Source organism: Singulisphaera rosea (assembly GCF_054877945.1).
The window spans coordinates 1-13,573 of record NZ_JBTYIP020000046.1 but is presented as its reverse complement, the minus strand read 5'-3'; the positions used below and the strand labels follow the sequence as shown (position 1 = coordinate 13,573).

At 65.8% G+C, this 13,573-nt stretch carries 12 protein-coding genes; 6 read left to right on the top strand and 6 right to left on the bottom strand.

Features of this window, described 5'->3' with window-relative positions; translation table 11 throughout:
• Positions 1–14: 14 nt before the first annotated feature.
• From ACYOEI_RS38955 to ACYOEI_RS38935, 5 genes are all read right to left on the bottom strand, one after another.
• The gene (locus ACYOEI_RS38955) at positions 15–839 is read right to left on the bottom strand and encodes a formylmethanofuran dehydrogenase subunit C (RefSeq protein ID WP_462855931.1); all 825 of its coding nucleotides are present in this window, start codon (positions 837–839) and stop codon (positions 15–17) included.
• A 13-nt stretch (positions 840–852) separates the two neighbouring features.
• A complete protein-coding gene (gene fhcD / locus ACYOEI_RS38950) occupies positions 853–1,749 on the bottom strand; it encodes a formylmethanofuran--tetrahydromethanopterin N-formyltransferase (RefSeq protein ID WP_462855929.1) in 897 nt (298 codons plus the stop codon).
• Between the two features lie 98 nt (positions 1,750–1,847).
• On the bottom strand, positions 1,848–3,527 hold the full coding sequence (locus ACYOEI_RS38945; protein ID WP_462855928.1) for a formylmethanofuran dehydrogenase subunit A: 1,680 nt from the start codon (positions 3,525–3,527) through the stop codon (positions 1,848–1,850).
• Positions 3,524–4,126: a Uma2 family endonuclease gene (locus ACYOEI_RS38940; protein WP_462855927.1), complete on the bottom strand. Its 603-nt coding sequence runs from the start codon at positions 4,124–4,126 to the stop codon at positions 3,524–3,526. Before ACYOEI_RS38940 ends, ACYOEI_RS38945 begins: the two co-directional genes overlap by 4 nt.
• A 193-nt stretch (positions 4,127–4,319) precedes the next feature.
• Positions 4,320–5,669: a formylmethanofuran dehydrogenase subunit B gene (locus ACYOEI_RS38935; RefSeq protein WP_462855926.1), complete on the bottom strand. Its 1,350-nt coding sequence runs from the start codon at positions 5,667–5,669 to the stop codon at positions 4,320–4,322.
• Positions 5,670–5,884: 215 nt separating this feature from the next.
• Between ACYOEI_RS38935 and ACYOEI_RS38930 the strand changes: the two genes are divergently transcribed.
• From ACYOEI_RS38930 to ACYOEI_RS38915, 4 genes are read left to right on the top strand one after another with little or no spacing between them, the layout of a single operon-like run.
• Positions 5,885–6,661 carry an SDR family NAD(P)-dependent oxidoreductase gene (locus ACYOEI_RS38930; RefSeq protein WP_462855925.1) on the top strand — a complete coding sequence of 259 codons (777 nt, stop codon included), beginning with the start codon at positions 5,885–5,887 and terminating at the stop codon, positions 6,659–6,661.
• 17 nt (positions 6,662–6,678) lie between these two features.
• Positions 6,679–8,085: a DUF6513 domain-containing protein gene (locus ACYOEI_RS38925; protein WP_462855924.1), complete on the top strand. Its 1,407-nt coding sequence runs from the start codon at positions 6,679–6,681 to the stop codon at positions 8,083–8,085.
• Positions 8,082–8,675, top strand: coding sequence for a DUF447 domain-containing protein (locus ACYOEI_RS38920; RefSeq protein ID WP_462855923.1), 594 nt, complete (start codon positions 8,082–8,084; stop codon positions 8,673–8,675). Before ACYOEI_RS38925 ends, ACYOEI_RS38920 begins: the two co-directional genes overlap by 4 nt.
• Positions 8,672–9,646 (top strand): beta-ribofuranosylaminobenzene 5'-phosphate synthase family protein, encoded by a 975-nt coding sequence (locus ACYOEI_RS38915; protein WP_462855922.1) that lies wholly within the window; start codon positions 8,672–8,674, stop codon positions 9,644–9,646. Before ACYOEI_RS38920 ends, ACYOEI_RS38915 begins: the two co-directional genes overlap by 4 nt.
• 61 nt (positions 9,647–9,707) lie before the next feature.
• Here ACYOEI_RS38915 and ACYOEI_RS38910 read toward each other — a convergent pair whose 3' ends face one another.
• Entirely contained in the window at positions 9,708–10,733 is a 1,026-nt protein-coding gene (locus ACYOEI_RS38910; RefSeq protein WP_462855921.1) for a hypothetical protein, read from the bottom strand.
• 257 nt (positions 10,734–10,990) lie between these two features.
• On the opposite strand from ACYOEI_RS38910, the gene ACYOEI_RS38905 reads away from it, so the two are divergent.
• Both ACYOEI_RS38905 and ACYOEI_RS38900 read left to right on the top strand, forming a co-directional pair.
• Positions 10,991–13,315 carry an NHL repeat-containing protein gene (locus ACYOEI_RS38905; RefSeq protein WP_462855919.1) on the top strand — a complete coding sequence of 775 codons (2,325 nt, stop codon included), beginning with the start codon at positions 10,991–10,993 and terminating at the stop codon, positions 13,313–13,315.
• A partial coding sequence (locus tag ACYOEI_RS38900; RefSeq protein WP_462855917.1) for a hypothetical protein occupies positions 13,284–13,573 on the top strand: 290 nt, incomplete at its 3' end. The genes ACYOEI_RS38905 and ACYOEI_RS38900, both read left to right, overlap by 32 nt.

Below are 13,573 nucleotides of genomic sequence, written 5' to 3'. Positions count from 1 at the left end.
GTTCTGGGTTCGGATCAGGACCAGACCAGGATCTCTCCCTGGCCTCGTTCGACCAGGTCACCATTGTATCGGTCGACCGCGCCAGAGAAAGTCGCTTCCGGTACCGGGAAGCCCCAATCCCGCAGGCGTCCGAGGTAGATCGTGAGGAAGTGCGGGCGCTGTCGGCCGCTGGGGGCGAACGTGGGGAGGAAACCCGGGTCGGCCGGATCCTCGAGCCCGAAGAGGGCGAGCGTCCCCCGTTTCATCCCCGCCCCTGCGCCACGACCCACCGGGCCGAACGCGAAGAGCGAGCCCGCGACCAACCCGCGCCCCAGGCCTTCGCCCGCGGTCCCCGCGATCGCGATGAGGCCTCGGCGCATCGCCAATCCGGCGTCATCCCCAATCGAGCCGTGTACGAGGATGACCCCGTCACGCATCCCGAGGCGACTCCCCGGATAGGCCGCACCGAGGAACTGACCGGCATTTCCCCGGATCTTCAGCAGTCCACCCTTCATCTCGGCGCCCGACCAGTCGCCGACGTTCCCTTCGACCTCGATCGTCCCGCCGACCATCTCCGATCCGAGCTCGGGTCCGACGTCACCAACGACGGTGAGCGTCCCGGAGGCCATCCCCTGCCCGATCCGCCGGACTCGACGCAGGTCCCCCTCGATCCGCAGGTGTTGATCCGAGAGGTCGCCCTCGACCTGAAAGACGTGGCCGAGCTCGACCGTCGTGTTCCCGGTAGGCAAGGGCTTGCGGGTGATCTCCTCGACCGAGCAAGCCGCCAAGGTACCCGGGTCGACCCCCTTGGCGTCGATGCCCGGGACGTCTTCACCTCGCCAACGAAGGGTCAGCGCCATTGCGGGGGAATCCTCAAGGGTAGCGTTCGAGGGTCTCGCGGAGCCGGAAGTGGAACGGCCCGAGCTTGCCGCCGTAGTTGCCCGCGGTAATTGCGACGATGCCCGGCAACGCCCCCGCGCGGATCCCGACCGCCGTGGCCCGCTCGATCGCTTCGGGCGTGAGCCCGTCGATCACAATCTCGTAGACGCACTGGACCTCCGGCGGCAACGCCGACTCGACGAGCCCTCGGAGCGTCGGCGAGAACGCCGTGTTCGTGCTCGCGCGGAGCGCCTTGTACTTACTCCCGACCTTGGAACCCGACCTGGCGATCCCTCCCGGGAACGGCAGGATGACGTCGGGGCAGTCCCGCATGGCCTTCACGGCCGTCTCCGTCGCGGCCAAGGTGACCGAAGGATCCGTGCCGAACAGGATGATGTTCCCGCCGCCGACCCCTTTGGTCGTGCCGAAGGTCTCCTCGCAGGTGAACTCCCCGTCCATGACGGGGATCCGCCAGTATCGACGCCCTTCGAGCCGTTTCGAGATCTGCCGGCCATCGCCGAAGTAGCGGAGCCGTCCCCCCACGGCGATCGTCTTCTCCCCGAGGGGGAGCCCATTGTAGCAGGCGGTTGTCGGGCACGTCATGACGCATTGGCCGACGCGATTCGACAGGGCCTTCTCGAGCGCGTCCCGGCTGAACGCGAAGACGAGCACGCTCACCCCGGGCCGGCCGTCGGGGGTTTCTTCGGGAGACATCGTTCGCTCGATCGCCGCCTCGGCGTCGCAGGCGATGACGCTCGTGGCGTAACCACTCATCGTCCGCCCGGCAATCTCCGCCCACCCCGCCGTCGCGGCCGTCACGATCGCCCGCGCGGCCGTCATCGGGAAGGCCTCGGCAAATGTGTCGTCGATGGGGACGCCGTTGATGATCATCGGGGCTCGTTGGGAGGACGAAGAAGGTGTTCACCACGAAGACATAAAAACATAAAGGAATTTCTCGAACGAATTTAAAAAGACGAAATTCTTGATGATTATTCTCTTGAAATGGTTTGTCCCTTTGTGTCTTTGTGCCTTTGTGGCGAGTACTCCCCCAAGTCATCATCACGCACCGAAAAATTGCTGAATCGAAACGAATGTTCTCGGTCGAATCGTTCTTTGAGCCCGGGGAGGATACCCGGGTCGTATTCCCGTTCGGCGACTCGCGTGAGCCCGTCCGGGACGTATCGGAAGTCGCCGTCGTCGAGGACAATCTCACCGGCTTTGATCAGGTAGCGGGGGATCGAGAACATGCGTTCTTTGTCGTCGTCCGGCGCGTAGATCGCGACGTCGCCGTCGGCCCCTTCGCCGAGGTGGCCTTTGCCCGAGAGTCCGAGCATTCGCGCGGGGGCGGCGCGGGTGATGATCGCGATCTCGGCGAGTGTGTACTCACGGGTCAGGTCGCCCAGTCCCGAACGGGCGCGGACGCGTTCGGGGAGCCGTTTGAGCGTGTCGGCGCGGTGGCCGCGGTCCATCAGCATCGCGATGATCTGCGGGTACGCCAGGAACGACCCGCCATTGGGATGGTCCGTGCTCATGGCGACCCGCCAGGGGTCGTCGACGCGGAGGTACCACTCGAGGCCGATCGCCCATTGGAGGGCATGGACGTAGTTCTTGTCGTCGTAGGTGATCGGGACGACCCCGCATCCCGTCTCTTGCTCGATATCCTGGCTGATCCACTTGCGACCCGTCACCGAGTGGAGGTATTGCCCCACCGCGCCATCGGCCGTCATGCTCGTCGTGTCGCCGAACACAACCTGACCAACGTCGACCGTCAGCCCCTCGTGGGAGTTGATGTACTCGGAGAGCGCCGGGACCTGGGAATCGAACCCGCCGGACTTGTCGGGCGATCCCCCGTAGCTGTGAAACTGGATGTGGGCCAGATGGGCGCGGTGGCCGTCGAGGGCACGCAGGGTCTCCAGGGTGGTCGACCAGTTCCCGGGGATGCCCAGGTTCTGCGTGTGCAGGTGGATCGGATGCGGGAGTTCGAGCTCGTCGATGGTCCGTGCGAGCTCGACCATGATCTGGCGAGGGGTGACTTCGAAGTGCGGGACGACGTCGTCCAGGCTGGAGACGTTCCCCTTCCCCTGCTTCCAGGACTCGACGCCCCCCGGGTTGACGACCTTGACCCCGTACCCCTTGGTCGCCCCCAGCATCCAGGCGACGTGGTTGCGGAGCCCGACCCGGTCGTTTTCGCGGATCCGATCCATGACCTCGTGGTTGTTCCCCATGAGGATCAGGATCGCCTTGTCGATGACGGGCGTGTCGCGAAGCTCGTGGTGGGCGTGTCGGGCCCCCAAAGGGGCGATGGCCGCGTCGACCGCCGTCGAGTATCCAAGCCCCGCGTACTGGTAGCCGGTCGTGAACGTGCTCGGGACGCTGCCGAGCGTCCCCGACCGCAGGCCGGGCCGCCTCTCGAACCCTTGCCCGCGCTTCTCCTCGGGCCGGAGCATCCGCGCGGCGTTGACCTTGGAGCCGGCGATGTGGCAGTGGACGTCCACGCCCCCGGGCATGACCACGTAGCCCCGGGCGTCGATCGTCCGATCGGGTTTGATCTCAGGGTCGTCCGGAGGCGCGATCACGCGTCCATCCTCGATCCAGAGATCCCGGACCTCATCGTCGATGCCGTTCGCCGGGTCCACAACCCGCCCGCCCGCGATCCGAAGCCTCGTCATCGCCGGAAGACCTCGGCCAAGGGGATCGCCAGGCCCGGCAAGAGGACCGTTTCGTAGGTGTCGGCCACGGTCAAGACTCGCTCCCGTACGACGGCTTCACCCTCGCGAGTGAAGATCGTGACCCGCTTCTTGAACCGATCGACCACGACGTATTCTCGGATGCCCAGGCGATGATATTCTGCTCGCTTCTCGATGTAGTCTCGCTTCCGAGAGTCGCTGCCTGGGCTGACGATCTCGAACATGAGCTCGGGGGTCCGGTCCGGGATCCTCTGATTCGAGGATTGGCCGATGAGATAAATGCCGATATCGCCAATCCTGTCGGTCCCGTCATCGATCCGGACCCAGGCATTGGGGACGACGATCTCGACGATCTCCGGGTGTTGCACGCGATAGAGGATGAGACGCTCGAGCCACGGCGAAGCGGTCTCGACATGATCTCCACCATCAGGCGCCATGACGACCAACCTCCCGGCGACCCGCTCATAACGCCAGGGTTCGAGGTAATCCGCGTTCGCGAACTCTTCGGCGGAGACCGAACGCCCATTATCCTCGAGGTCGAGGGTCAGTTGATCAGTGATCTCTGGCTCGTGAGTTGCCATGACCAACCTTTCCTTTCCTTACCGATGAGTTTCGCGTTCGTGGCCTTCGCCAAGCTGATCCGGTGGGCAATGCCCACCCTTACAGGAAAAACTGAGCAATCTTTGTAGGGTGGGCATTGCCCACCGAGGCGCCGCGGTTCATCTCGACTCGACCGGCAGATCTCCGGAGACAGGCCGCTTTGCACTCGCTGCATCATACACTCTTCCCGCGATCCGGGCCGAGGGCGAGTCGGTCGTCGATCCTCCCGAGCCATTCGAGGTCGGATGAGACGGTTGCCTTGAGCGGAGGCCTGAGCGTTAAGACGACACCGTCCGAGCGCATCACCGTGCCGGGCGAGTCGATTCCATACGTCGCCGAGTCGAGCGCGACCGTGGCCGAGTTGCCGGGTTGGGTGGCCTTCGGGCCGATGACGACGGTGGGGATCGCCCTCAATCGTTCGTTGGCCTCGTTGGTGAGACCCGACGGGAATCCTGGCGCGACGACGAGTGCGGCGTCGGCCTCTCCTCGCGTGAGGAGCGATTCCGCCGAGGTCGAGCCGGGACGCGATTCGGGGAAGCGACCGGCCAGGCTCACGGCGCAAGGGAACCCGGTCTGCCAGGTCAGGGCGGCCTCGGCCCCGACCGCGTTTCCGGGAGAGCCGAGGCCCAGGATCACAAACCGAGTGAAGGCGTTCAGGTCGCGGACCAAAGTTAGCGCTGCCTCGAACGCCTTCGGGCCGCCCGGGGGGTCGCCGAGGAACCAGGCCCCATAGTGTGCCGCCCTGAGTCGTTCCGCCAGGCCTTGCAGGGCCGTCGGGTTGAGGCCCGTGGAGCGTTGGACCCGAGCCGGATCGAGTCGGACCCCGCGGACCAGGGCCCGAAGCGTCCAGAGCGTTTCGAACCAGGCCGTCTCCTCGACTTGGAGGAAGAGATCGGCACGCTCGGCGGTGGCGGTCCGCTTGGAGTCGACGACGATCACCGTCCGACCCGCGCGACCCTCCGGGACGAACCGGCCTTTCGGCTCGACCGAGTACCGCTCCCAATGGCGAGGGTGCGTGGTGACCGGGTCGACCCCCCAGAACACGACGGTGTCGGCACGGTCCTTGACCTCGCCGAGCGTGGCCGAAACTCGGCCGACTCGCTGGACGGCGAGGATCCGCCCGGTCGTGTCCCGCCCGATCGGCCCAGGGTCGACGACGGCCCCGATGCGATCGGCCAGAGAAAGCGCGGCGGCTACGGCCTCGGTACTCGTACGCGTCAACCCGAGCACGATCGGGGCCCGAGCGTTGCGGAGGATCTCAACGGCGCGATCGACGGCCACTTCCGCCGAGGCCGGCCGGCCTTCGATCGTCGCCACGGGGATCCCCTGGTGCCCGTGGTCGGCGAGGAACCACCCACGACCTAGTTCGCAGGCGTTCGTGGCTTCGACGATCCTCTCCCCGTCGGTCTCGAGGATGAGGTCATCGCAGAGGCAGCCGCACGCGGTACAGGTCGCGTCGGCCACGCGAAGACGGGTCTCGGTGCCCGAGGCGTCGGAGGACTGAGGATCGATCGAGGAGGACATCACGCGGGGATTGCCCTGGAGAGTCGAAGTCGGACGGTCGCTCGGGCCGCCGCTCGACCCGACTGCGATTTTCCCAGATGGCCGCCGAGGCTGTCAAACGCCCGGCCCCCTTCGACGTCGCAAGCCTTGAGAGGAGCGAGAGAAACCGCTAAAACAAAGGGAAGAACGGCCCGTAGGCCGAGCGAAGTGCGACCAACAAGGCGACGACCCGGATTATGTCCACGTTTTCCGACGTTCGAGAATTGCGTGGCCTGCGCGCCGCGGTCCTGGGTTCGACCTCGGGGATCGGCCGCGCGACGGCGCGTGCGTTGGCGACGGCCGGGGCCGATGTCCTGATCCACGGCCGCTCGTCCCGCGAAGCCGCCGAGGAGGCGGCTGCCGAAGTAAGAGACCTCGGAAGGCGGTCGCACGTCGTGATGGTCGACCTCGAAGACCGTGCGGCCGGGGACCGACTGGTGGATGAGGCCTGGGACCTTTGGGGTGGGCTCGATGCCTGGCTGCACGTCGCCGGGGCCGACACACTGACGGGCCGGGGGGCCCGGCTCGGCTTCGAGGAGAAGCTCGACCGGCTCTGGGCTGTGGACGTCGTCTCCACGATCCGCCTGACCCGCGAGGTCGGCCGGCGGATGAAGGAGCAAGGCCACGGGGCCATCGTGACGATGGGTTGGGATCAGGCCGAGACCGGCATGGAGGGGGATTCGGGGGAGCTCTTCTGTGCGACGAAGGGGGCCGTCATGGCCTTCACACGCAGCCTCGCTTTGAGCCTCGCCCCGACCGTGAGGGTCAACGCGGTCGCCCCCGGCTGGATCAGGACCGCCTGGGGTGATACGGCCTCGCCCGATTGGCAGGCCCGTGTCCTGCGCGAGACCCCCATGGCCCGCTGGGGGACTCCCGAAGACGTCGCCAGGGTCGCCAGGTTCCTCGTCGGGCCGGACGCGAGCTTCGTCACCGGGCAGATCCTTCGGATCAACGGCGGGGCCATTCGGGCCTGATCGTCGAGGAGAGTCGAGTGGGCGACGGTGTCGAGTCGGACCGGCCTCGTTTGCTATTTGTGACAGGGCGGCTGGCCGAGTTTTCCTTGCGGCAGGTCCTCGACGACCTTGCGCCTCGGGCCGGGTTCTCGGCCGAGGTCGCGGTCTTGCCGATTTCCGTCGCGGCGCTGATGACGCCCCGCTGGGTCGCCCGGAACCTCAAGGTCCCGCCGGGGATACAGCGGGTCATCCTCCCCGGGCATTGTCGCGGCGACCTCTCGGCCGTCGTCGAGAAGGTCGGGACAGCCGTCGAACTTGGCCCTGAGGATATGCGAGACCTCCCCCGCTACTTCGGCCATTCCGACCGTAGGCTCGAGGGCTACGGGGTCTACGACATCGAGATCCTCGCCGAGATCAACCACGCCCCGAAGCTGAGCAGTGTCGAGATCCTCGACTTCGCCCGACGATTCGCGGGCGAAGGGGCCGATCGGATCGACCTCGGCTGCGATCCCGGCGGCCCCTGGACCGGCGTAGGGGACGCCGTCGCGGCGCTCCGAGACGAGGGGCATCGCGTCTCCGTGGACAGCTTCGATCCGACCGAAGTGGCCTTGGCCGTGGCCGCCGGGGCAGACCTCGTCCTGAGCGTCAACGCGACGAATCGCGAGCGCGCCCCGGACTGGGGCGTCGAGGTCGTGGCGATGCCCGACCGCCCGGGGTCGCTCGATGGGCTCGACGCTACGATCGAATTCCTCGACCGCAAGCGTGTCCCCTACCGGGTCGACCCGATCCTCGAGCCGATCGGCTTCGGGTTCGCGGCCTCGCTCGGACGCTATCTCGAGACGAGGACCCGCTATCCCGACGCGGCCTTGATGATGGGAGTGGGAAACCTGACCGAACTGACCGACGTCGACTCGAGCGGGGTCAACACCCTGCTCATCGGGTTTTGTCAGGAGCTCTCCGTCGGCAGCATCCTCACCACGGCCGTGATCAACTGGGCGCGCTCCTCGGTCCGGGAGATCGACCTGGCACGTCGGCTGATGTATCATTCGGTGCGCCGGAAGATGCTCCCCAAGCACCTCGAGCCCGGCCTGGTGATGCTCAGGGATCCGAAGGTCCCCCGGTTCGGGCCCGAGGCCCTGGCCGAGCTCTCGAGGAGGATCAAGGATCCCAACTGGCGGATCTTCGCCGAGGATGGGATGATCCATGCCATGAATGGCACCCACTTCCTCAGCGACCCCGACCCCTTCGTCTTGTTCGACCGCATGGGGGTGACCGACCCTTCGCATGCGTTCTATCTCGGCCACGAGCTGATGAAGGCGAAGACGGCGCTGACTTTGCACAAGGCCTATCGCCAGGATCAGGCGCTCGACTGGGGGTTCCTCACCGAGCCGGAGGTCAGCCACCGAGAACGCAAGAAGGCCCAGGCGGGCGAGGCCTCACCGTGATCCTCGAAGGTGTCGTCACGACGCTCAATCCGCAAGGTGTCCTCAACGTCGCCCCCATGGGCCCGAAAGTCGAAGGGACGCTGGACCGGTTCGTGCTCCGCCCGTTCAAGACCTCCACCACCTTCGGGAACCTGAAGGCGAACGGCGAGGGCGTCCTGCACGTCACCGACGACGTCCTGCTCCTGGCGAGGACGGCGATCGGCCTGCGCGTCGACCCGGAAACGCGACCGGCGGAGGTCGTCCGAGGGCGGATCCTCTCCGACGCCTGCCGGTACTACGAGTTCCGCGTCGTCGAGCTTGATGATCACCAGGACCGATCCACAATCCTGGTGGAGACGGTCGCACAGGGTCGTCATCGCGACTTCTTCGGCCTCAACCGTGCAAAGCACGCCGTGGTCGAGGCGGCGATCCTCGCGACTCGGGTCGATTTCCTCCCGGTGGAAGAGATCCTGTCCGACTACCGCAAGCTGGCCCTCCTCGTCGAGAAGACCGGGGGCGAGGCCGAGGAGCAGGCCTTCGCTCTCTTGCGGGACTTCGTCCTCGAAAGGGCCCACAGACGAGGACACGACGGGGGCGATGCCGCGCCATGACCCGGATCCGGATCGTGACCCCAAGCCGTCTCCACTTCGGCCTATTGGGTTGGGGCCCGCAACTCGCGCGACAGTTTGGCGGCGTCGGGCTGATGATCGACGCGCCGGGGCTTGAGCTGACGGCCAAACCCTCGGACCGCTGGCAGGCCGAAGGGCCCTTGGCCTCGCGAGTGATCCAGGTCGCCGATCGCGTCGCCTCCCGCATGTCAGCGATGGGGCGACTGCCTTCGCCGTCGTTCCTTCGCGTCGGGCATACTCCCCACGAGCACGTCGGCCTTGGGGTGGGGACGCAGCTCAGCCTCGCCGTCGCCCGCGTCTTGCTCGCGCTCGATGGGCAGCCGGATCCGCCGATCGATGTGGTCGCGGACCTCGCGGGGCGAGGTCTTCGGTCGGGGATCGGACTGCACGGATTCGCCCGGGGAGGGCTGATCGTCGACGGTGGTCGAGGGTCCTCCGAGGGGATCCCCCCCCTGCTCGTCCACCAGGCCTTTCCCCCCGAATGGGCCGTCCTGGTCGTGCTCCCCGAGAGGGTTACAGGACTTCACGGCCCTGACGAGCTCCACGCCTTCTCCGAGCTCCCCGCGGTCCCGGACTCGCTGACCGATCGTCTTTGCCGCCTCCTGCTCCTCGGCCTCTTGCCGGCGATCGTGGAACGCGACCTCCGAGCCTTCGGCTCTGCCTTGACCGAGATCCAGGAGAATGTCGGTCGCTGCTTCGCCCCCGCTCAGGGGGGGATCTATGCACGCCCCGAGCTCGGCGAGATCGTCGCCGAGCTCCGATCCCAGGGTCTCCACGGCGCCGGCCAGAGTTCCTGGGGGCCCACGCTCTACGCCTTCAGCGACGAGCCGGCTGATCGCCGCGAGCGGATCCTCGTACGACTCCGCGACCGATTCGGATTCTCAGACACGTCCGTGTTCTGGACGTCGGCCAGCCCTCGAGGGGCCACCGTGGACGTCCACTTGTCGGAGTGACCCCGCCGGATTCGGCGGGGTGGTCGTCGAGAGGACATCGAAGCGACGACGATTCGTCGGATTACTTCAGCTTCGGGGCGATCTTCGCCTCGATCTCGGAGTCGCTGCCGACCGTGCCCAGGTCCCCGAAGAGGCTCCACCGCTCGGTGTGCTCGAGCGAGGCGCCGGGGGCGAGCTTGTACAGGGGGCTCAGGGACTCGAGCTCGAGCATGTTTTGATCGGTGTACGTTTCGTAGTTCACGCCGTGGTCGGGGTAGAGCTTCCCCGCCTGGTAGTCGAACTTCTTGACGAAGAGGGTCCCGCCGTTGAGATAGCCGACACCGCCGGAGGTCTTGAGGAGGCCGAACTTGGTCGACTCCTTCGTCGAGTCCTGCCGCAAGGTGATGAACTTGGTGCCGAAATGCCATCGAGGGTCCTGGAAGTCGAAGTACGACCAGGCCGTGAACACCTCGTCGGACGCGAAGTCGGCCGCGGACCGGGCGTCCTTCGGGCTCGACGGGTGGGGACGCTTGGGGGGGAGCGGGATGACCTCGACGCCGCCGGGGGCCATGACCGAGAGCGACCACGCGGCCAGCTCGGTCTCGGCCGTCCCGATGTTCTTGATTCGCTGGACGACGGTCACCCCCGTCCCTTTGGAAGCGAGGTGGATGTCGATCTCTTTCTGGAGGCCGAACTCGGTGTCGGCGGGCGGGATGAACCGGACCACCCCCGGCGCAAGCTCGGAGTAGGAGACCGGCTTGTTGTCGAGGGCGTAGGTGCGCGCGGGATCTTCGGGGGCGTACCAAAGGCGGTGCCCGCCTCGGATCATCCACTCGGACTCGTCCGACTTGCCGAGCCCTTCGGGATATTCCTTGAACACGTTCTTCCCGCCATTAAGTCGATAGCTGATGATCCGAGGGCCGACGTCGAGGGTGACGATTAGCTCGACCTCGCCGTTGTCGAGTTTCAGGTTGTTCTTCCAGCCTCGGTATTCGACCTTCGAGACGGTGACCTTCCCCTCGGCGGCCGGCACCGCACCCGGCCGGCCCAGCAGGGCCAGGATCCCCAGGACCGCCGGCGCGAGGATACCCCGTGATCGCTTCGCCATGAGCATCGAACCTCGACGTTGTAGTGTGGACGTTGGACCTTTGCCTCGGCGGGGCCATTCTAGCGGGCGCCTGGGGGCGAAGGTAGCGTCCAACTTCGGTCCGGGGGAGAGTCGGGGAAACGAGGGTGGACCCATGCCAAGGGGCGACTTGGCGTACTACACTGGAAGGGGTTCGGGCTTTCGTCAACGGCCAGACGGAGCCATCAACGGCGAAGAGGTTGCTGCGGGGTTTCGGTCCTGTCGGAAGGGAGACTGCTGTGCTGAGGTCCTGGCGTCGCACCTTGCTTGGCTTGGCGGTCGTTCTTGCTTTGCCCCCGGGTTTCTCCGTCGCTCAGCAAGCCGCGGCGAAGCCGTCGAGTGGCGCCGAGCGAGCCGGTCGTTTCGAATTTACTCTGAAGACGAAATCGACCACGAGCGCCGGGGTCTATGACTCGGCGGGCCGCCTGATCCGACCGCTCTGGTCGTTGAAGACGCTCGACGCGGGTCCCCATTCCGGACGTTGGTATGCACAAGACCAGTTCGATCAACCCGTCTCCGGCGAGGGCTTCGAGCTTCGCGTCGTCGTGAACAACGGGTCATATACCAACGTCGGGATCATCGGCAACTCGGGCAACGACCGGAAGACGCATACGCCCGGAAACATGCGTTCGGTGGCCGTCGACTCGGACGGGGCCGTCTATACGGCGAACGACTGGGAGGAGGCCGGGGCCGATTTCAAGAAGTGGGACAAGGACGGGAAAAGCGTCTACGACGCGGATTTCCAGATCCGCAACGGCGACCCGAACGGAGCCCCTTACGCCGTCGCCGTCGACGACCAGTACCTTTACTGTACGATGGCGAGTTGGCCCCGGGATCCCTACAACTCCAAGCAGCAGATCCAGCGGTTCCGAAAGTCCGACGGGAAGCTCGAGCCGTTCACGGGCATTACTGAGAACCTCGGCCATATCCAAGTCTACGAGTGGCCCGAGAAGCAAATCCCCAAGGGAACTTCGAAGGTCGAGTACGAGCTCAAGAAGGGACCGCTCCACGCTTTGGCCGTTTCGGGCGAGACCCTCTACGTCTGCGACGCCCTCGGTGGTCGCGTCCTCCTTTTCCATAAGGTGACGGGCGAGAGCAAGGGTGAGTTCCCGGTCCCCCTCCCGACCGCGATCGCCATCCGGCGAAATGGGCAAGTCTGGGTTGGTCACGAACGGACGAGAGTCTCGGCGTTCGGTGCCGATGGGAGTGCCCCGACGCAGAAGATCGCGGACATCGGAGAGGTGAGAGCCCTCGCGTTCGGCCCGGATGACCGGCTGTACGTCGCCGATGGTGCATCGGCCCAGGTGAGGATCTACGCGACCACCGACGGCGCGGCGAAGCTCGTCGGGACGTTCGGTAAGAAGGCCACGCCGGGCGACTCCGCGCCCGACCGGTTCTACGACCTCAAAGGAGTGGCTGTCGATCGCGAGGGGGGCCTGATCACGATCCAAACCTTGGCTGTCGGCAGTGCACGGCTGGCCCGCTGGTCGCCCCAGGGCACGTTCCTCTGGGAGCAACTCGGCCTCGAGTTCGGCGGCCTCGGCAATTACTCCCGGCGGAAGCCCGACGAGTTCCTCTCACTCCAGTTCAATCGCTATCGCCTCGACCGCGCCAAACCCGCGACCTCGGAATTCCGCGGGAACCTGTTCGTCGGCGATCCTCGGTACTCGACCGACATCCACGGTATCCCTCGGGTCGTCACCCTCGGGTCGAACGAGTTCTTCTACACCGGCCAGGGGGACGGGATGCAGGTCTACCGACGCGAAGGCGAGACCCTCCAGCCGTGTACTCGCGTCGGCGGACGTTGGCCGACGGTCGACGGTCGTCGCGACGAGAAGGGCCCGCTCGGTCAGTGGACCTGGCACGACGCCAATGGTGACCGTCTGGTCGATCGGGGCGAGATTGCCTGGTACCGGGCACCGGGCTCCGGCAAGTACTCTCTATTCGGGATGAACGTCGACGCGAAAGGAAACCTTCTTTATTGCGACCAGGAGACCCGTTCGATCTGCGAGTTGCCTCTGACCGGCGTAGACCCGCGCGGAAACCCCGTCTACGACTGGGCGAAGCTCCGCGTCCTCGTCCACCGCGATCGCTCTCGGGCGAAGATGATCCCCCACATGGCCGTCCGCGCCGACGACGGGACCCTCTACGCTTTCGGCAAGAGCGAGACGTGGAAAGAACCGACCAACCATGGCGCATGGATGGGGGGCTGGGCGTTGGCCCGTTACGACAACCGAGGTCGAATGTACTGGGCCGTCCCCTTGCCCGAGGTCTGCGTGGGTATGGATAGCGTCCCGGGCGGCGGCGTGATGCTTGGCTGGTTCCAGAAAGCCCACGTCTTCCACTACAACGGCGACGGCCTCCACATCGGCACCGCCGTCCCCGGCCCGGCCTCCGGCGGCCTCACCGGCTGGCTCGACAACACCGCCTCCCTCGCCGCCAACCGCGACCCGCGCGACCGGATCATCGATGTCTTCACCTCCGACAACTACCTCTACCGCATCCTCTGGTATCGCATCGACGACCGAAAGATTGAAACCATCCGTGCCAAGATTGTCTTCTAAACCGGAAGGGGAGACTGTTCACCACAAAGGCACAAAGGCACAAAGCCACAAAGGAAAATCAAAAAATGAGAACTTCATTCTTGGTCTTCTTTATGCCTTTGCGGTGAACAATCCACCTTCGCGCTCACCGCGCGCAAAAAAACACCCCCGTGACTCGGATGAGTCACGGGGGTGTTCGTGGAAGATTCCGGCGATAACCGACTTTCGCGCCAAAGGCACTATCATGGGCCTGGCGGGCTTAACGGCCGTGTTCGGGAT